Below are 17693 nucleotides of genomic sequence, written 5' to 3'. Positions count from 1 at the left end.
GCACCACTGCGGATCATCCGGGCCACTCACAACCCGGAGACTGATCGATGCCGCTGAATCCGATCGCCGCGATGGCGGCCTGCCTGTGCGCGTTGTCCGCGACGTCCACGATGGCCCAGAGCACCGTGACGGTGTCCGGCATCGTCGATCTCGCGCTGCGCCGCGTGTCCAACCAGGGGGTCGGATCGCTCACGTCGCTGGTCAGCGGCTCGAACTCGACGAGCCGCCTGGTCATCAGCGGGCGCGAGGACCTGGGTGGCGGCCTGAGCGCCGGCTTCCATCTCGAGCACGGCATCCTGGCCGACCTGGGAACGCCGGCGGCGGCCGACAAGTTCTGGGATCGGCGCTCGACGCTGAGCCTGGCCGACCAGCGGCTCGGCGAAGTGCGGCTCGGCCGCGACTTCGTGCCTTCGTACGTCGCCTGGAGCCGGTACGACCCGTTCAGCTACGTCGGCGTCGCTCGTTCGGCCAACCTGGTTTCCGCGACGCCCGTCGGTCCGCTGCGCGCGGCGTTCGGGACCAACGCCAATACCACCGTGCGCAGCGACAACGCGGGTCAATGGCTGGTGCCGGGCGGCCTCGGCGGACTGGAGGGCGGCGTGCTGGTGGCCGCCCGCGAAGGGGGCGACGCCGCCAGCGGTCGCGCCAGCGTGCGGGGCCTGCGCATCGGCTACACGGGCCAGCGCTTCAGTGTGTCGGCCGCGACGACGCGCAGCGAGAACAGCCTGACCGCCTCAGGCAGTTTCCGGGATTCGACGCTCGGCGGCCATGTCGACGTGGCCAACGTTCGACTGATGGCCGCCTGGCGCGCCTTCGAGGTTGCCGAGGCCAAACAGGCGATGCTGCTGCTCGGCGCGGTCGCGACCTGGGGCCTGCACGAGGTGAAGGCCTCGTGGCTTCGCGCCGACCTGTCGGGTCGGGTGGGACAGACGATCATCGACCGCAACGACGCGCGCCAGCTCGGCCTGGGGTATCTCTACAACCTGTCGAAGCGCACGGCCGTCTACGCCACCGCGGCGCAGGTGAAGAACGAGGGCGCGGCACGCTACGTCATCAGCGACGGGCTGGCCGGCATGGCCGCAGGAGGCACGTCCCGGGGCTACGAGACGGGAATCCGGCATCGGTTCTAGGCAGCGCCGGCCGGGCTGGCGCCCTGCTGCCGCCGGCTTGATGCAGGCGGCCTGCCCGGCTCAGGTCGAGCGGTGGATCGAGATCAGCAGGTCGGCCGTACCTTCGGCGGACACCATGCGCGTGGTGCTTCCGAGCATCAGTTCCTCCAGTGCATGGCGGCCCTGCCGGCCCATCACGACGAGGTCGCAGTCGTGCTCGACCTCGGCGCGCACGATCATCATCCAGGGATCGGCATCGGCGGCAATGCTCACCGTGTGTTCGTCCGCGCGCAGGCCGGCTTCGCGGGCCAGGCCCGCCAGGCGCTGCCCGGCCTCCTGGCGGGCGTTCTCCCGGTAGCGCTGCACCGCGTCGTCGGCCACGCCGGCCAGCCGCATGCGTCCCTCGTAAGGCACCTGGATCACGTGCAGCAGCACCAGCGGCGCACCCGGCGCCACCCTGCGGGCCAACGTGATGGCGCCGACGCTCCACGGCGAAAGATCGACCGGCACCAGCACGCGCCGGTACGGCTCGTGCGGTTGCTGCCGCACCATCAGCACGGGGATCGCCGTACGCTTGGCGATGCGTTCGGCCGTCGCGCCGATCACCACGCCCCGCGAGAAGCCGGCGCCGCGCGTGCCGGTGACGACCAGCATCGCCTGCAGTTCCTCCGCCAGCCGCGGTACCTGCTCCACCGGGTGCCCGAAGGTGAGGTGCTGCTGCACGGCGACACCGTGGCGCTGGGCGACAGCGTCGGCCGCCGACTGCAGTTGGGCGCGCGCATCGTCCTCCAGCGCACGCACCGCCTCCTCCCCGCCGGGCAGCCCCCTGCGCAGGTCGGAGAGCGCCGACCCGGTGACGGTGTGCACCAGCGCCAGCGGCGCGCCGACGGCACGCGCCTGCAGCGCCGCGCGCCACGCGGCATGCCGCGCGTGCGCCGAAAAATCGGTCGCCACGACGATCGGGGATGCGGCAGCGGATGCCGGAGGAAGAACATCCGGGGAAGGCAGACCCATGTCGAACCTCCTGGCGGCACGGGAGAGGACGGCCGCAGCGGCGGCCTGGTTCCGTGCCGAGTGTCTTCACATTGTCCGCGCAGAACGACCCCGCGGCGCGCAGCCGGCCAGGCCCCGGGGCGCCGGGGCGCCGCCACGGTCAAGCCGGCGGCAGCACGGTGAAGCCGGCGGCAGCACACGAGCGGAGCCGACCGGCCGCCCATGGCGGGCATCGGCCGGAGCGGCTCTAGCTCCCAAAGGACGCGTGGCCGCGCGTATCCGGGCGCTGAAATGACAACGACCCAGCCACTTGCGCGGCTGGGTCGTCATTGTTGGTGGGCCCTGTAGGATTCGAACCTACGACCAACGGATTAAGAGTCCGCTGCTCTACCAACTGAGCTAAGAGCCCTGAATTCTTTCCAACTGTACCGTGGCACGGTTGGTGGGTTGTGCAGGATTCGAACCTGCGACCAACGGATTAAAAGTCCGCTGCTCTACCGACTGAGCTAACAACCCGGTCGCTGCGCTGGGCGCTGAACTTTCATTCTTTGCCTTGCGAGCGGTAGAGCACGACATTCTAGCATGCAATTCTTCGAGCTCAAGCCCTGCGCGCCCGGTCGATGCATTGGCGCAGCAGTTCACCCGCCGCGACGAGCCCGAAGGTCGCGGTGACCATCACGCTGGAGCCGTAGCCGTGGCAGTTGAGGCTGCCGTCGCCGGCGCCGATCTCGCAGCTGGCGTCGGCGGGTGCACGCACGTCCTCGCGCGAGAACACGCAGGCGAGGCCGATGCGGCCGGTGCGCGGCGCGCCCTGCTTGCGCAGGCGCTGACGCAGCGTCGCGAGCAGCGGGTCGTGCGTCGTCTCGGCGAGGTCGGCCACTTCCACGCGCTGCGCGGCCTGCTTGCCGCCGGCCGCGCCGGCACAGACATAGGCGACGCCGCGTTCGCGCAGCGCCCAGGCCGCCATCGCGACCTTGGCGTGGCCCTGGTCGCAGGCATCGAACACGCCGTCGACGGGCGCGGGCAGCAGCGCCGGCCAGTTGTCCGAGCTCGCGAACTCCTCCACCGCGCGCACGACGCAGCCGGGGTGGATGTCGGCGATGCGCCGCTTCAGCGCCTCGGCCTTGGCCATGCCCAGCGTGCTGCCGAGCGCCTGCACCTGGCGGTTGACGTTCGACTCCGCGACGTGGTCGAGGTCGATCAGCGTGAGCTCGGCAACGCCGCTGCGCGCCAGCGCCTCGACCGCCCACGAGCCGACGCCGCCGAGGCCGATCACCGCGAAGCGGCCCGCGCGCACGCGGGCATAACCTGCTTCGCCGTACAAGCGCCGCAGGCCGCCGAAGCGGCGCTCGAGGTCGGCCTCGTCGGTGACCGCAAGTCCGGCGCCCATCACCCGCTCAGACCTGGCGCTCGATGCGCCAGACCTGCCAGCGCAGCGCGGCGACCGCGCCGGCGATGATCGAGGCCAGCGCGACGAAGCTGCCGATCGACAGCGTCGACACGCCCGACAGGCCCTGGCCGATCGTGCAGCCCAGCGCGGTGACGCCGCCGATGCCCATCAGCAAGGCGCCGACCACGTGGTTCGCGGTGTCCTCGACGCCGCGGAAACCTTCCCACTGAAAGGAGCGGCCGGCGAGCGCGGCCGCGGCGCTGCCGAGCACGACGCCGGCGACGATCACGATGCCCTGCGTCAGCAGCTTGCTCTTGTCGCTGAAGAACATCAGCCAGTCGACGCTGTAGGCCAGCGGTGCGACGAAGCTGAAGGCCTCCATGCGGCCGGAGTTGGTGGCGAGGAAGATCGGCTCCAGCGTCTGCGGGTGTTCAGGCACGAAGCCCAGCCGGCCCGACACCCACCACGCGGCCACGACCACCCCGCCGATGCCCAGGCCGCCCAGCAGCACGTCGGCGCTGCGGCCTTCGCGCCGCAGCAGCACCCACGCCATCAGCGCGGCGCCGATGACCAGGCCCAGCCAGCCGGCGTAACCCGCCGCGCTGCCGCCGAAGGCCGCCGCGGCGAGCGACGGCAGGTCCTGCCCCGCCGCTGGCAGGTTCACGCGCACGGCGTCGACGGTATTGACGCGCAGGACGGCGGTGATGCCCTTCAGCGTCGCGAAGGCCGCGACCGCCAGCACGATGAACACCATCAGCGACTTCAGGTTCCCGCCGCCGATGCGCACCAGCGTCTTGCTGCCGCAGCCCGATGCCAGCACCATCCCGAAGCCGAACATCAGCCCGCCAACGACCTGCGACAGCCACAGCCAGGCGGGCGGCGCGTAGAGGCTGTCGGCCGCACGCAGCCAGCCCAGCGCGACCATCGCATTGAAGCCCAGCATCGCGACGGCGATGGCCAGCACCCACATGCGCATGCGCGACCAGTCGCCGATGTTGACGATGTCGGCCACCGCGCCCATCGTGCAGAAGTGCGTGCGCTGCGCGATCGCGCCGAACAACACGCCCAGTGCAAACGCCGCCCACAGCACCTTGGTGCCGAGCGACAGCAGCTCGGCATCGCTCATTCGAACCTCACCGGCATCAACCCTTCAGGGACCCGAGGCGCTCACGGCCGGCGGCGGCGGCTTCCGACTTCGGATAACTCTTCAGAAGATCGTCCAGCGTGCGGCGCGCCCCGCGCACGTCCTTCATCTCGACCTGGCAGTTCGCGACCGCCAGCAGCGCCTCGGCGGCGCGCGGATGGTCCGGCGACGAGGAGATCATCGCGCGGAAGACGGCGATGGCTTCCTTGTAGTCGCGCTTGCCGTACAGGGCGTTGCCCAGCCAGAAGCGCGCGGAGTCCAGGTAGCCGCTGGCCGGATAACGGCGGATGAACGCGGCCAGCGCGACCGCGGACTTGTCGAAGTCGCCGCCGCGCAGCACGTTGACGGCCTCGTCGTACATGCGACGCTCGTCGGGCTCGACCATGAACTCCTTGCCGTCGACGGACACCTGCTGCGGCTCGAGCTTGCGCAGCCGCTCCTCGACGACGCCGACGCGTTCGCGCTGCTGCTTCTGCAGCTCGGCGACGTCGCGCTGCATCTGCTCCTGCACGCCGCGCAGGCGCGCGAGCTCCGCGCGCTGCGCCTCGATCAGCGTATTGAGCTCGACGAGGCTGCGGCGCAGCTGCTCGAGCGCCTGCGCCTGGCTGGCCGCCAGCTCGGCGCTGCGGGCCTTTGAGGCGTCGTCGCTGGCCTGGATGCGGGCGCGCAGGTCAAGAATCGCCTTGCGCGCCTCGTCGTCGTCGAACAGGCCTGCCCGCGCACCGCCGGCCGCGCCGCACAGGCCGGCCGCCACGGCCAGCGGCAGCAGCGCGCGGCCGAACCGGCCGGCCCGGCCACGCGCGTAGCACCCGGTCACGTCAACGGTCCTTCAGCTCGGCGCGGCGGTTCTTGGCCCAGGCCGATTCATCGTGGCCTTCGGCCACCGGACGCTCCTTGCCGAAGCTCACCGCCTCCAGCTGCGCATCCGTCGCGCCCAGCAGCGCCAGCGACTTGGCCACCGCCTCGGCGCGTTTCTGGCCCAGCGCCAGGTTGTACTCGCGGCCGCCGCGCTCGTCGGTGTGGCCCTCGATCAGCATGCGCTTGCCCTTGTTGGTCGACAGCACCTTGGCATGCGACTCGATCATGCCGCGGAAGTCTTCCTTGACGATGAAGCTGTCGAAGTCGAAGTAGACGATGCGGCCGAGGCCCGCGCTGGTCGCGGAGCCCCCCGCGATGGCCACCGGCGCCACGCTCGACGAGCCCGCAGGTCCGCTCGTGCCGGGGCGGGTATTGGTGCTCGAGGTCGTGCTGCTGCCGGTGCGCGACTCGACCGGCGCCTGTTCGTCGAGCTTGACGTTGGAGCCGCAGCCCGCCAGGAAGGTGGCGACGGCGGCGCACAGGATCGTGGTGCGGAGGACATGCATCGTGAACTGCTCCTTGGCTATGGGTCGGTGAATCCGGTGGGCGGTGTGGCGGGTCAGCGGCTGAAGGGGCCCCAGGCGGGCTCGCGGACATCGACACCGGTCGACAACAAGCGCGTGCGAATCTTGCCATCCAGGGTGGTGGTCATCAACACGTCGCGCCCCTGCGCCCGGGTGGCGTACATCAGCAGGCGGCCGTTCGGCGCGAAGCTGGGGCTCTCGTCGTCGGTGGTATCGCTGACCGACGCCGGTGCGGCACCGCCGCCGAGGTCGAGCGTCATCACGCGGAAGCTGTTGCCGTTGTCGCGCGCCACATAGGCCAGCGTGCGCCCGTCGGGACTGACGGCGGGGCTGATGTTGTAGCTGCCGCCGAAGGTCACGCGGTCGGCATTGCCGCCGTTGGCGGACATGCGGTAGATCTGCGGGCTGCCGCCGCGGTCGCTGACGAAGTAGATCGTCTGGCCGTCGGGCGCGAACACCGCCTCGGTGTCGATGGCGCTGGTGGTCGTCAGGCGCCGCGGCTCGCCGCCTTCGGCGTCCATCATGTACAGCTGCGAGATGCGGTCGCGCGACAGCGTCACGGCCAGGCGCTTGCCGTCGGGCGACCACGCCGGCGCGCTGTTCGAGCCGCGGAAGCTGGCCAGCGCGCGCCGGTCGCCGGTCTGCACGTCCTGCACCATGACCACGGCCTTGCCGGTCTCGAACGAGACGTAGGCCAGCCTGCGGCCGTCCGGCGACCAGGCTGGCGAGATGATCGAATGCGGGCTGGTCAGCGCCACCTGGCCGCCCTCGCCATCGGCATCGGTGATGTGCAGCGTGTAGCGGCCGCCGGCCTTGGTGACGTAGGCGATGCGCGTGGCATTGACGCCGCGCTCGCCGGTGAGCTTCTCGTGGATCGCGTCGGCGATGCGATGCGCGGTCAGGCGCAGGTCGGCCGCGGTCACCGCATAGGCCTGGCCCATCAGCTCCTGGCCCTTGACGACGTCCCAGAGCTTGAAGCGGATGTCGAAGCGGCCGTCCGGCAGCCGGGTGACCGAGCCGGCGACCAGCGCATCGGCCGCGCGGCCGCGCCAGTCGGCGAACTCGGGCGCGCTGCGCTCGTCGAGCGCACCGCTCGAATCCACGATGCGGAACTGGCCGCTGCGTTCCAGGTCGGCGCGCACGATCAGCGAGATCGGCTGGCCGCTGCGGTCCTCGTCGCGGAAACGCGTGATGGCCACCGGCAGCTGCGTCGCGCCGATGCCGGAGATCTCGACGCGAAACTGCGCGAGCGCGGCCGTCGACAGCGGCAGGCCGAAACCGGCTGCCAGAGCCGCGTTGAATCGTCGTCGTTGGAGGCGCATCGGGGGGAATGGAGTCGGAGGCGACCCGGTGGTTCCGTCGCCGGGCATTGTAGGCAGCGGTCTTCGGCGCCCCGCAGCCGGTGTCACCCGAGGTAACGGCGCAGCGTGGCGCTGCACAGGTCAACGGCCGTGCGGGCTTCCTCGATGACGCGGCCCATCGTGATGAAGCCGTGGATCTGGCGTTCGAAGCAGATGTACTGCGCCGGCGTGCCGGCCGCCGACAGCGCGTCGGCGTACTGGCGGCCCTCGTCGCGCAGCGGGTCGTAGCCGGCGGTCAGCACCAGCGCCGGCGGCAGCTTCGACAGGTCCGGATGCAGCAGCGGCGACGCCCGCCAGTCGGACCACTGCGCCTGCTCGAGGTAGTGGCCGCGGAAGTAGTCGACCGAGTCGCGCGTCAGCAGGTAGCCCTCGCCGTTGGCGGTGTGGGACGGCGAGCCGGCGCGCTGGTCGGTCGCCGGATAGATCAGCAGTTGCAGCCGCGGGGCCGGGGCGTCGCCGCCACCGTCGCGCAGCGACAGCGCGACCACCGCGGCCAGGTTGCCGCCGGCGCTGTCGCCGCCGATCGCCAGCCGCCGTGCGTCGAGGCCCAGCGACTCGGCCTGCGTCTGCAGCCAGCGGGTCGCGGCGACCGCGTCGTCGACGGCGGCCGGGAAGCGGTGCTCGGGCCCGAGCCGGTAGTCGACGGCCACCACCGCGCAGTCGCCGCCCTGCGCCAGCTCGCGGCACAGCACGTCGTGCGTATCGAGGTCGCCGATGGTCCAGCCACCGCCGTGGTAGTAGACGAGCACCGGCGCCAGCGCCGGCAGGCCCTCGGGCCGGTACAGCCGTAGCGGCACCGGACCGGCGGGACCCGGCGCGGCCAGGTCGCGCACGTCGGCCAGCACCAGCGGCGCGGGCTGCGTGAAGAAGCGGCGTTCGCGGTAGGCGCGGCGCGCCTCGTCGGGCGTCAGCGTGTGCGTGGGCGGGATGGCGCGTTCGGCGATCAGCGCGAGCAGCGCGCGGGCTTGCGGGTCGAGCATCGTGATCTCCGTCAGCGGGCCGTCGCCCTGATGGCGGACCAGTGTAGCCACCGGGTCTGCAGCCGCGCCACAGGACCAGATGATTGCCTTTGGCAATCATATTGTTGACAATGCGTCGCATGAACACCCCGGCCTCCGCGGCGACGCAGCCCGCCGACCGTATCGCTGCACTGCGCGGCTTCAACCGCTTCTACACCCGCCGCATCGGCGTGCTGCACGAGCGCCTGCTCGGCACCGGCTTCGGGCTGGCCGAGTCGCGCGTGCTGTGGGAACTGGCCCACCTGCCGGACGGCTCGCGGGGCGCTAGCGCCGCGGCGCTGGCGCGCGAGCTCGAGCTCGATCCCGGCTACCTCAGCCGCCTGCTCAAGGGCATGAAGGCACGCAAGCTGCTGCGCACGCAGGCGGCCGAGGGCGACGCCCGGCAGCAGCTGCTGTCGCTGACCGCCGCCGGCCGCCGCGCCTTCGCACCGCTGGACACGCGCTCGCAGGCGCAGATGAACGACCTGCTGGCGACACTGCCGGAGGCCGACCAGCGCCGGCTGCTGCAGGCGATGCAGACCATCGAAGGCCTGCTCGGCGCGCGCCCGGCCGAGCGCGCGCCCTACCTGCTGCGCGCGCACCGTCCCGGCGACATCGGCTGGCTGATCTCGCGCCACGGCGCGATCTATGCCGACGAGTACCAGTGGAACCTGCAGTTCGAGGCGCTGGTCGCGCGCATCGCCGCGCAGTTCATCGAACGCTTCGATGCGAAACGCGAAGCCTGCTGGATCGCCGAACGCCCGCTGGCGGGCGGCCAGGGCGAGAACATCGGCTGCGTGGTCCTGGTGCAGGCGCGCAAGGACGACGTCGGCGAACCGGAGCCCGGCGTCGCGCAGCTGCGGCTGCTGCTGGTCGAGCCGTCGGCGCGCGGCATGGGCGTCGGTGCGCGGCTGGTCGCCGAGTGCGAGCGCTTCGCGCGCCAGGCCGGCTACCGCCGCATCCGCCTGTGGACGCAGGACAACCTGACGGCCGCGCGGGCGATCTACGCCAAGGCCGGCTACCGGCTCACCGGCAGCGAACCGCACCACAGCTTCGGCCACGACCTCGTCGCCGAGGTCTGGGAGCGCGAGCTTGGTTAAGTGGACCCCCACGTCGCTTCGCTCCTGCCCCCCGGGGGGGCGTCAGCCGCCTTGGGGCGGCCCGGCGGCGGCTGAGCACGATCCCTCACCCTGCCCCTGCGGCCGGCCCGCGGCCTACACCGACTGCTGCGGCCGCTGGCATGCCGGTGCGCAGCACCTGCAGGCGCCGGATGCGGAGAGCCTGATGCGCTCGCGCTACAGCGCCTTCGTGCGCGGGCTGCCCGCCTACCTGCTCGACACCTGGCATCCATCGACGCGGCCGCCGACACTCGAGCTCGAGCCCGGCCTGCGCTGGCTCGGGCTGGAGGTCAGGCGCCACCGGCCGGACGGCGACACGGCCATCGTCGAGTTCGTTGCCCGCAGCAAGCAGGGCGGCCGCGCGCACCGGCTGCACGAGACCAGCCACTTCGTGCGCGAAGGCGGCCGCTGGTTCTACGTCGACGCGCTGGCCGGCGCGTAGCGCGCCATCAGCCGAAGCGCACCGCGTAGATCGGCGGCAGCGTCGTCGACACCGTCGTCCAGCGTTCGCCGCCGTCGTCGCTGGCCCACAGCCCGCCGGTGGTGCTGCCGATCATCAGCGAGCGGCCGTCGTCGGACACCGCGAGCCCGTGCCGGTAGACCAGGTCGTAGCAGCCCTGCTGCGGCAGGCCTTCGCGCAGGGTCTCGAAGGTCCGGCCGCCGTCCTGCGTGCGGTTGACCACCAGCGCCCCATTCACCGGGATGCGACGCTGGTCGGCCACGCCGGGCACGAACCACGCGGTGTCCGCATCGGCCGGATGCACGCCGACCGCGAAGCCGAAGCTCGACAGCGGCGCGCCCTTCACCTCGGTCCAGGTCGCACCGTCGTCGATCGAGCGCCAGATGCCGCAGTGGTGCTGGCACCAGAGCACCTCGGGCTGCGCCGCGCAACGCACGATGCGGTGCGGGTCCTGCGTGTTCTGCTCGCCGGCCTGCTCCGGCGGCATGAAGTCGGCACGCATGCCGCGCGCGCTCAGGGCCCAGCTCGCGCCGTTGTCGCGCGTGATCCACGCGCCGCCGCAGCTGATGCCCAGCAGCACCTCGCCGGCGCGCTGCGGATGGGCGCAGATCGAGTGGATGCCGGGCGCGTCATAGCCGCCGCCGAACCAGCCCAGGCGCTCGGGCTTGTGCCACAGCGTCTCGTCGAGCTGCCAGCTGGCGCCGAAGTCCGTCGAGCGGAACAGGCCGCCCGGGATCGTGCCGGCCCACAGCGTGCCGCCGATGTTCTCCAGCGACCAGATCTGCTGCAGCTTCCACGCGGGCCCTTGCGCGCCCTCGGGCTGCGGCGGATAGGCCGGCGCCGCGACCTCGGCCCATTCGCGACCGGCATCGCCCGACACCTGCACCTTGGTGCCGAAGTGACCGAGGTTGAGCGCGGCCATCATGCGGCCATCCGAACCCGAACCCCCTTGCGGCGGCAGCAGCATCGACACCGGCTCGCCGAGGAAGTGTTCGCGAGCGATGGCCCAGCGCGGACCGTCGCGGTGCAGTTCGAGCAGGCCCTTGCGGGTGGCGATCCAGGCGCGTTGCGACATGCGATGGGTCCTTCCTGAGGAGGGGCTTGGAACGGAGCCGGGTCAGCCGCCGGACAGGGCCTGCAGCACGTAGACCTGGCTGTCCGGCTGCAGCGCATCGTCCAGCGACACGCGGTCGAGCACGCGGCGGCCGTCGATGAAGACCACGACGTTCGCGCGCAGGTGGCCCTGCTCGTCGAGCACATAGCCGCGCAGGCGCGGGTGGCCCTCGAACACCGCGTCGAGCGCAGCACGCAGCGTCGCCGCGCCGGTCTCGACCTCGGGCGTGTCGATGAAGCGCTTCAGCTGGGGCGTGAACCGCACGACGGGCATGCGCCGACTGTAATGCGACGACGGCGCAACAGCCCCATGGCGGTGCGGGCCACCGGCGTGCGTTCCGTCGTCGAGCGGATGGGCGCTGTGACAATGCGCCCCTTTCCCCTCGTCCACCAGAGAGCCCCTTGCGCATCAGCTCCGGAGTGCCCGCCGCCGCCCTCGCCTACATCCTGTGGGGGCTGTTCCCGCTGTACATCAAGCAGATCGAAGCGGTGCCGGCGCTGGAGATCGTCGCGCACCGCTCGGTGTGGTGCCTGGTCTTCATGCTGGCGCTGCTGGCGGCGATGCGGCGCTTCGCCTGGCTGCGCGACGTGCTGCGCCAGCCGCGTACGCTGGGCGTCTTCGCGCTCAGCGCGCTGCTGCTGTCGGCCAACTGGCTGGTCTACGTCTGGGCGGTGAACCATGGGCGCGTGCTCGATGCCAGCCTGGGCTACTTCATCAACCCGCTGGTGAACGTGATGCTCGGCTACCTCGTGCTGCACGAGCGGCCGCGGCGGGGCCAGTGGGCGGCGGTGGCCATCGCGGCGATCGGCGTGCTCTGGCTGACGATCGGCGCCGGCAACCTGCCGTGGATCGCGCTGGTCCTGGCCGCGAGCTTCGGCTGTTATGGCCTGCTGCGCAAGACGGCGCCGCTGGGCGCGATCGAGGGCCTGACATTGGAAACGCTGGTGATGGCGCCGCTGATGATTGCGCTGCTCGGCTGGTTCGCGCTGGGGGGTTTCGATGGCGCCGGCCGCTTCGCGCAAGGCGACGTCGCGCTCGACGGCTGGCTGCTGCTGGCCGGCCCGCTGACGGCGATTCCGCTGCTGCTGTTCGCGTACGGCGCGCGCCGCGTGACGCTGGCGACGCTGGGGCTGCTGCAGTACCTGGGCCCGTCGATCCAGTTCCTGCTCGGCGTCTTCCTCTACAAGGAGCCGTTCGATCCGGCGCGCGGCATCGGCTTCGCGCTGATCTGGTCGGCGCTGGTGGTCTACAGCGCCGAGGGGCTGTGGCAGATGCGGCGCGGCGCGGCCGCGCCGGCGGCGGCCTGACGTTCAATCAGCGCAGGTCGCCCGCCAGGCTGGCCAGCGTCTCCGGCGCGATGTGCACGTGCGCCGGGTAGTGCTTGTGGTCGCAGCCGAGCTTCACCGAGGCCCCGGCGCGCACCGCGTCCCGCGCCGCCGCGGTCAGCTCGAAGCGCACGAAGTGCACCGACGAGGTCTTCTCGGCGTTCTCGCGCTCGAGGTCCTCGTCGGCGATCGCGTAGACACGCTCATGCCCTTCGACCTCGACGAACATGCGGTCCTCCACGCCGATCAGCCGCGCGAGCTCGCGCTTGCGCTCGTTCGGGTCGGGATACTCCAGCAGCATCGTCGCCTTCCAGTTGGTGCCGTCGGGAATCAGCGGCGCGTAGGCGTCGATCTCGGCCTGGATGCCGTCCTCCTCGAAGATCTTCTCGATGCGCAGCATCTCCTGGATCTGGTAGCGGACGGTCTGCTCGTCCTCGAACTGCAGCAGCACATGCTCGCCGAGCGAGACGCTGCGCAGCCGGCGGTGCGCGATGATCTCGGGCTTGTGGGCCTTGCGGTACTTCGCATAGGCCTCCAGCGTCATCAGGGTGTCGGGGGTGATGGTGGCCATCGTGTTCACTCCAGTCCGTAGGCGTAGCGCAGCAGGCTCAGCGGGTGCTGCAGCGCCTTCGGCGGCGTGCCCGCTTCGCTCATGCCCTGCGCGATGTGGTGGCCGGCCAGCGCACAGTCGCTGCTGATGAAGTCGGGCTCGTCCTTGGCCATCGCCTTGAACACCGGCTTGCCGATCTTCATCGCCACCGGATGCGTCGGCGTCTTCACGCCGTAGGTGCCGGCATGGCCGGAGCAGCGCTCCACCGTGTTCAGCTGCACCTTCACCTGCTGGCCGATCAGCTTGAACATCTCCTCGGTCTTGCGGCCGATCTTCTGCACCCGGCCGTGGCAGGGGATGTGGTAGCTGACCTTGCCGAGATCGCGCTTGAAGTCGGTCTTCAGCAGGCCGTCCTTCTGCCGCGCGACGAGGTACTCGAAGGGGTCGTAGAAGGCGTCCTTGACGAGCTGCACGTCGGCTTCGTCGGGGAACATCAGCGGCAGCTCCTGCTTGAACATCAGCGTGCAGCTGGGAATCGCCGAGAGGATCGCGAAGCCGTCCTTCGCGTACTTCGCGAGCACCGGGATGTTGGCGTTCTTGTGGCGTTCGACCGCGGGCAGGTCGCCGAGCTCGAGCTTGGGCATGCCGCAGCACGATTCCTTCTCGACGATCACGTAGGGAATCGCGTTGTGCTCGAGCACCTTCAGCAGGTCATGGCCGATGCCGGGCTCGTTGTAGTTGACGTAGCAGGTCGCGAAGATCACCACGCGGCCCGGCGTGCGCTCGCCGTCCCTGACGTCGGTCGCGGTGCCCTGCTTCGGCGCCGACCAGCGGAAGCGCTTGGTCGCCAGCTCGGGCATCCAGGCATCCGGGTGCACGCCGAGCAGGCTGTCGAGCGCATTGCGCGTGACCTTCGCGCGATTGACGGCGTTGACCGCCTGCACCACCACCGGGATGCCGGCGAAGCTGCCGTGCACGTCGGTCGACGCGAGGAACTGCTCGCCGGGGCCGACCAGCCCCTGGCTGTGCTTGATCGCCTTGGCCCGCAGCATCAGGTGCGGGAAGTCCAGGTTCCACGGGTGCGGCGGCACGTACGGGCACTTCGTCATGTAGCACAGGTCGCACAGGTAGCACTGGTCGACCACCTGGCCGTAGTCGGCCTTCGCGACGCCGTGCACCTCGCCGTCCTCGGTGGCATCGACCAGGTCGAACAGCGTCGGGAAGCTCTGGCACAGGCTCACGCAGCGGCGGCAGCCGTGGCAGATGTCGAACACGCGCTCGAGCTCGCGGTTGCAGTCGTCGCGGTCGTAGAAGAGCGGGTTCTTCCAGTCGATCGGATGCCGGGTCGGGGCTTCGAGGTTGCCTTCGCGCATGGGCTGGCCTTTGGCTGGCGTCGGGGAGCTTCGGAAGCACACAAGGGGCCGCGAAGCCCCTTGTGATCATCGTGCGTCGCGGAGGTCAGTCGACCAGCTGATCGAGTGCCTTCTGGTAGCGGTTGGCATGCGATCGCTCGGCCTTGGCCAGCGTCTCGAACCAGTCGGCGATCTCGTCGTGGCCCTCTTCGCGCGCGGTGCGGGCCATGCCCGGGTACATGTCGGTGTACTCGTGCGTCTCGCCGGCGACGGCGGCCTTCAGGTTGTCGCGGGTGGGGCCGATCGGCAGGCCGGTGGCCGGATCGCCCACGGCCTCGAGGAACTCGAGGTGGCCGTGCGCATGGCCGGTCTCGCCTTCGGCGGTGGAGCGGAACAGCGCGGCAACGTCGTTCTGGCCTTCGATGTCCGCCTTGTTCGCGAAGTACAGGTAGCGACGGTTGGCTTGCGACTCACCGGCGAACGCGTCCTTCAGGTTCTGCTCGGTCTTGGATCCCTTCAGGCTCATGGGAGGCTCCTCTGGAAAGTGGGTCGGCGTCCGCCTCTGTTCGGGCGGCACGAATCAACGCTACCAAACGGGATGCGCTGCAGCCAATACATCGCTTCTATTCAATGTATAGCCGATGACTATGAATAAGTAGTTACCCATAGCTGGCACAGAGTCTGTGCCTCGGCGACCGGGCTGTCAACCGAGGCCGAGCAACCTCAATCCCAGTGCATGCAATCGCGCCGCCGGGTCGACGAATTCGTGCAGCACGTCGAAGTGGTTCTTGCCGACGACCGTCTCGCACACCGGCACCGTGCTCGGGCCCCACTGGTCGCGGATCAGGCGGTTCTGCCGCAGGTGCTCGTCGCTTTCCTGCCCGCCGACCACTGCGTACAGCGGCCCGCGCGGCCGCGGGAAGAAGGCCGGGCTCAGGCGCTTCACGCTCGCCGGCGTCAGCTGCAGGTCGGCCTGCAGGAACGGCGCCTGGCGGATCGGGTCGAGGTCGAACACGCCGGAGATCGACAGCGCGCCGGTCACCAGGCGCGGCGGCAGGTCTTCGGCGACGGTCTTCCAGCGGCAGGCCAGCAGCATCGCCGCAAGATGACCACCGGCCGAATGCCCGGCGACGACGATGCGCGACGGATCGCCGCCGTGCTCGGCCGCGTGGCGCCAGGTCCATTCCAGCGCGCGCGTCATCTGCAGCGCGATGTCCTCGATGGTGACCGCCGGGCACAGGCCGTAGTTCGGCACCACGACCATCGCGCCGGCCTTCACGTAGGCCGGCGCGACGAAGGAATGGTCGGCCTTGTCCAGCGCGCGCCACCAGCCGCCATGAATGAAGACGAGCACCGGCGAGCCGGGTCGCTCGGCGGCGAAGACATCGAGCCGCTCGGCCGCGCTGTCGCCGTACGGCAGGTCGAGCGCGTGGCGCAGGCCCTCGCGCGCCAGGCGCGACGCCTCCGTCCAGCGCGCGAGCACCGCGCCGTGCTCGGGCACGCGGGCCCGGTTGTTGTACTGGGCCTCGTACCAGGCCGGTTCCTGCTGCACTGCGGCTGTCGCCATCGAGGTGTTCCGATCGTTCGTGGCGCCTTGCGGCGAGGCCGCTTTCTATCGCGCGCGCCGTGCGGCGGGGAAGGCTCAAAGTATTGCTAGAATGCCCAGCTTCTGGGGACGTAGCTCAGCTGGGAGAGCGTCGCGTTCGCAATGCGAAGGTCGGGAGTTCGATCCTCCTCGTCTCCACCAGACATTCCAGGGGCCGCCAGTGTGCGGCCCCTGTTCTTTTCGGGCTTGGGAAAGCCAAGGGGAAGGCCAAGTCAGTGGGGCCCCGTTATCCGCTCCAGTCGCTGCGCCAGCGTGGCCGTCGAGAGCGCGCCGATGTGACTGGCCACCTGCTTTCCGTGCCTGTCGAAGAACAGCGTCGTTGGATAACCCTGCTGCTTGAACGCTGCGCTGGCCTGGCGAAGCGGGTCGGTCAAGGCGTTCTCGAGGTCCAGCCCCTGCCGTTGCAGCCAAGCCTTCACGTGGCCGGGGTCTTCCCCCTGGTTCAGGAACACGAACGTCACGTCGCGGCGGTCCCGCTGGCCTTGTTGCAGCACGGGCATCTCGCGGACGCAGGGCGGACACCAGGTGGCCCAGAGGTTGATCACGACGGGCTTGCCCGAAAAGCTGTCCAGCCGGACATCGGTTCCATCGAGGGACTTGAAGCTCAGATCGGGCAGCGCACGATCGACCGGGTGAAGGACAAGCGCCGCCGTGCCGGCGACGAACAGCGCGGTGCCCGCCGCCATCGCGGCTCGCAGCGGCACCACAAGGCCCGGGCGCTTGCGCCAGCGGCTGAATGCCAACAGCCAGCCGCCCGCCAGGCCCGCCGGGGCGTTCCAGCCGCCGTCGCGGAGGTCCAGGATCGTCAACGGCGAAGCGAGGTAGAGCCCTCGATACTCGTAGACGAACGCCAGCCGCGCAGCCAGCACGCACACCAGGACGGCCAGCCACAGCTCGTCTTCGACCTTGACGCTGGCTCGCTTGCCGAGCCACAGGCCCGTAGCGAAGGCCAGTCCCACGGAGGCCAGGACCAGGATCAGCTGAAGCGGTAGCAGCAGAGGTCCGATTTGGACGGCGTTCGTCATGGGCAGCAGGTCGGCAGGCGATCGTGTTCGAAGGTCAACGGCTGGGAATCGTGGTTCCAGCAGTACCAAAAAAAAACCGCGGCGAACCGCGGCTTTCCTGTCACAGAGACCGAACGGTCAGACCGGACGGATGTTCGATGCCTGCAGGCCCTTCTGGCCTTGAGTGACTTCGAACTGGACGCGCTGGCCTTCGGTCAGGCTCTTGAAGCCATCACCGCGGATTTCCTTGAAATGCGCGAAGAGGTCCTTGCCGCCCTTTTCAGGCGTGATGAAGCCGAAGCCCTTGCCATCGTTGAACCATTTGACGGTGCCGACTTCGGTGTTGTCGTTGGACATGAAGATTTCCTTTGAAGGTGAAAGAACCGCGCAGCAAACGCTGACGCGTGGCAGAGACACGCAAGAGATCACCAAGGGGGAAATCCAGACAGAGCCCGTCACGGAACCGGACGGGAGAACAGAACCGACCTCGAAACGACGGTCTTGTGCACCACTACTCAGCGCAGTATACGCGTTCGCAGCAGATCCTGTGAGCAAATCTCGCGATCACGGAACTGACGCTCACATCGTACGCTAGCAACGAGGCGAACGATGTCGCATCCGATTTCCTGCCTTAGCGCCCTTGCTTACGGACCTGGTCGCATGCTGGAGACGGTGCACACGCACGCCGGAGAGGCGCGCGGCGGCATGCATTGCGTTTGCGCAAACGGCCCCGAGATGCAGTGCCTAGACTTTTTGGCACCCGTGCACGCGGTCGTGCCGGGAACGA

At 70.0% G+C, this 17693-nt stretch carries 18 protein-coding genes, 3 tRNA genes and 1 pseudogene; 5 read left to right on the top strand and 17 right to left on the bottom strand.

The features are described 5' to 3' along the window. The first annotated feature begins 47 nt into the window (after positions 1–47). Positions 48–1130 carry a porin gene (locus P1K89_RS02665; RefSeq protein WP_284614811.1) on the top strand — a complete coding sequence of 361 codons (1083 nt, stop codon included), beginning with the start codon at positions 48–50 and terminating at the stop codon, positions 1128–1130. Between the two features lie 60 nt (positions 1131–1190). On the opposite strand, the gene P1K89_RS02660 is transcribed toward P1K89_RS02665, so the two are convergent. From P1K89_RS02660 to lipP1, 9 genes are all read right to left on the bottom strand, one after another. Next, positions 1191–2123 (bottom strand): universal stress protein, encoded by a 933-nt coding sequence (locus P1K89_RS02660; protein ID WP_284614810.1) that lies wholly within the window; start codon positions 2121–2123, stop codon positions 1191–1193. Positions 2124–2435: 312 nt separating this feature from the next. Then, positions 2436–2511: transfer RNA gene (locus P1K89_RS02655), tRNA-Lys, on the bottom strand. A gap of 31 nt (positions 2512–2542) precedes the next feature. Next, positions 2543–2618, bottom strand: a tRNA-Lys gene (locus P1K89_RS02650). An 82-nt stretch (positions 2619–2700) separates the two neighbouring features. Next, the gene (locus P1K89_RS02645) at positions 2701–3492 is read right to left on the bottom strand and encodes a tRNA threonylcarbamoyladenosine dehydratase (protein WP_284614809.1); all 792 of its coding nucleotides are present in this window, start codon (positions 3490–3492) and stop codon (positions 2701–2703) included. A 7-nt stretch (positions 3493–3499) separates the two neighbouring features. Beyond that, positions 3500–4618, bottom strand: coding sequence for a YeeE/YedE family protein (locus P1K89_RS02640; RefSeq protein WP_284614808.1), 1119 nt, complete (start codon positions 4616–4618; stop codon positions 3500–3502). Between the two features lie 16 nt (positions 4619–4634). Next, on the bottom strand, positions 4635–5453 hold the full coding sequence (gene ybgF / locus P1K89_RS02635) for a tol-pal system protein YbgF (protein WP_284614807.1): 819 nt from the start codon (positions 5451–5453) through the stop codon (positions 4635–4637). A 1-nt stretch (position 5454) separates the two neighbouring features. Beyond that, positions 5455–6000 (bottom strand): peptidoglycan-associated lipoprotein Pal, encoded by a 546-nt coding sequence (pal, locus tag P1K89_RS02630; RefSeq protein ID WP_284614806.1) that lies wholly within the window; start codon positions 5998–6000, stop codon positions 5455–5457. 53 nt (positions 6001–6053) lie between these two features. Then, on the bottom strand, positions 6054–7340 hold the full coding sequence (gene tolB / locus P1K89_RS02625) for a Tol-Pal system beta propeller repeat protein TolB (RefSeq protein ID WP_284614805.1): 1287 nt from the start codon (positions 7338–7340) through the stop codon (positions 6054–6056). Positions 7341–7423: 83 nt separating this feature from the next. Continuing rightward, positions 7424–8359, bottom strand: a complete 936-nt coding sequence (lipP1, locus tag P1K89_RS02620; protein ID WP_284614804.1) for a LipP1 family hormone-sensitive lipase — start codon at positions 8357–8359, stop codon at positions 7424–7426. Between the two features lie 119 nt (positions 8360–8478). On the opposite strand from lipP1, the gene P1K89_RS02615 reads away from it, so the two are divergent. Both P1K89_RS02615 and P1K89_RS02610 read left to right on the top strand, forming a co-directional pair. Beyond that, the gene (locus P1K89_RS02615) at positions 8479–9477 is read left to right on the top strand and encodes a bifunctional helix-turn-helix transcriptional regulator/GNAT family N-acetyltransferase (protein WP_284614803.1); all 999 of its coding nucleotides are present in this window, start codon (positions 8479–8481) and stop codon (positions 9475–9477) included. A gap of 82 nt (positions 9478–9559) precedes the next feature. Beyond that, positions 9560–9937 (top strand): annotated as a pseudogene (locus tag P1K89_RS02610) (YchJ family protein); the annotation flags it as partial. 7 nt (positions 9938–9944) lie between these two features. Here the strand turns inward: P1K89_RS02610 and P1K89_RS02605 are convergent. Together P1K89_RS02605 and P1K89_RS02600 are read right to left on the bottom strand one after the other, a co-directional pair. Beyond that, positions 9945–11030, bottom strand: coding sequence for a WD40/YVTN/BNR-like repeat-containing protein (locus tag P1K89_RS02605; RefSeq protein WP_284614802.1), 1086 nt, complete (start codon positions 11028–11030; stop codon positions 9945–9947). 42 nt (positions 11031–11072) lie between these two features. Next, entirely contained in the window at positions 11073–11342 is a 270-nt protein-coding gene (locus P1K89_RS02600; protein WP_284614801.1) for a MoaD/ThiS family protein, read from the bottom strand. Between the two features lie 134 nt (positions 11343–11476). On the opposite strand from P1K89_RS02600, the gene rarD reads away from it, so the two are divergent. Continuing rightward, on the top strand, positions 11477–12376 hold the full coding sequence (gene rarD, locus P1K89_RS02595) for an EamA family transporter RarD (RefSeq protein ID WP_284616295.1): 900 nt from the start codon (positions 11477–11479) through the stop codon (positions 12374–12376). Between the two features lie 7 nt (positions 12377–12383). Here the strand turns inward: rarD and P1K89_RS02590 are convergent, their stop codons facing one another. The 4 genes from P1K89_RS02590 to P1K89_RS02575 all read right to left on the bottom strand — a co-directional run bounded on the left by P1K89_RS02590 (position 12384) and on the right by P1K89_RS02575 (position 15863). Beyond that, positions 12384–12965, bottom strand: coding sequence for a DUF3501 family protein (locus P1K89_RS02590; protein WP_284614800.1), 582 nt, complete (start codon positions 12963–12965; stop codon positions 12384–12386). A gap of 5 nt (positions 12966–12970) precedes the next feature. Continuing rightward, positions 12971–14317, bottom strand: a complete 1347-nt coding sequence (locus P1K89_RS02585) for a (Fe-S)-binding protein (RefSeq protein ID WP_284614799.1) — start codon at positions 14315–14317, stop codon at positions 12971–12973. Between the two features lie 85 nt (positions 14318–14402). Further along, the gene (locus P1K89_RS02580; RefSeq protein WP_284614798.1) at positions 14403–14822 is read right to left on the bottom strand and encodes a rubrerythrin family protein; all 420 of its coding nucleotides are present in this window, start codon (positions 14820–14822) and stop codon (positions 14403–14405) included. A 177-nt stretch (positions 14823–14999) separates the two neighbouring features. After that, positions 15000–15863: an alpha/beta hydrolase gene (locus P1K89_RS02575; RefSeq protein WP_284614797.1), complete on the bottom strand. Its 864-nt coding sequence runs from the start codon at positions 15861–15863 to the stop codon at positions 15000–15002. Between the two features lie 104 nt (positions 15864–15967). Here P1K89_RS02575 and P1K89_RS02570 point away from each other — a divergent pair. Then, positions 15968–16043 (top strand) — tRNA-Ala (locus tag P1K89_RS02570). Positions 16044–16114: 71 nt separating this feature from the next. On the opposite strand, the gene P1K89_RS02565 is transcribed toward P1K89_RS02570, so the two are convergent. Beyond that, entirely contained in the window at positions 16115–16927 is an 813-nt protein-coding gene (locus P1K89_RS02565) for a TlpA disulfide reductase family protein (protein ID WP_284614796.1), read from the bottom strand. Between the two features lie 117 nt (positions 16928–17044). Next, the gene (locus tag P1K89_RS02560; protein ID WP_284614795.1) at positions 17045–17263 is read right to left on the bottom strand and encodes a cold-shock protein; all 219 of its coding nucleotides are present in this window, start codon (positions 17261–17263) and stop codon (positions 17045–17047) included. Positions 17264–17693: the final 430 nt, after the last annotated feature.

The organism is Aquabacterium humicola (assembly GCF_030167915.1).
GTDB lineage: Bacteria > Pseudomonadota > Gammaproteobacteria > Burkholderiales > Burkholderiaceae_C > Pseudaquabacterium > Pseudaquabacterium humicola.
The sequence above is the reverse complement of the archived record's forward strand: the minus strand, read 5'-3'. Positions and strand labels throughout refer to the sequence as shown.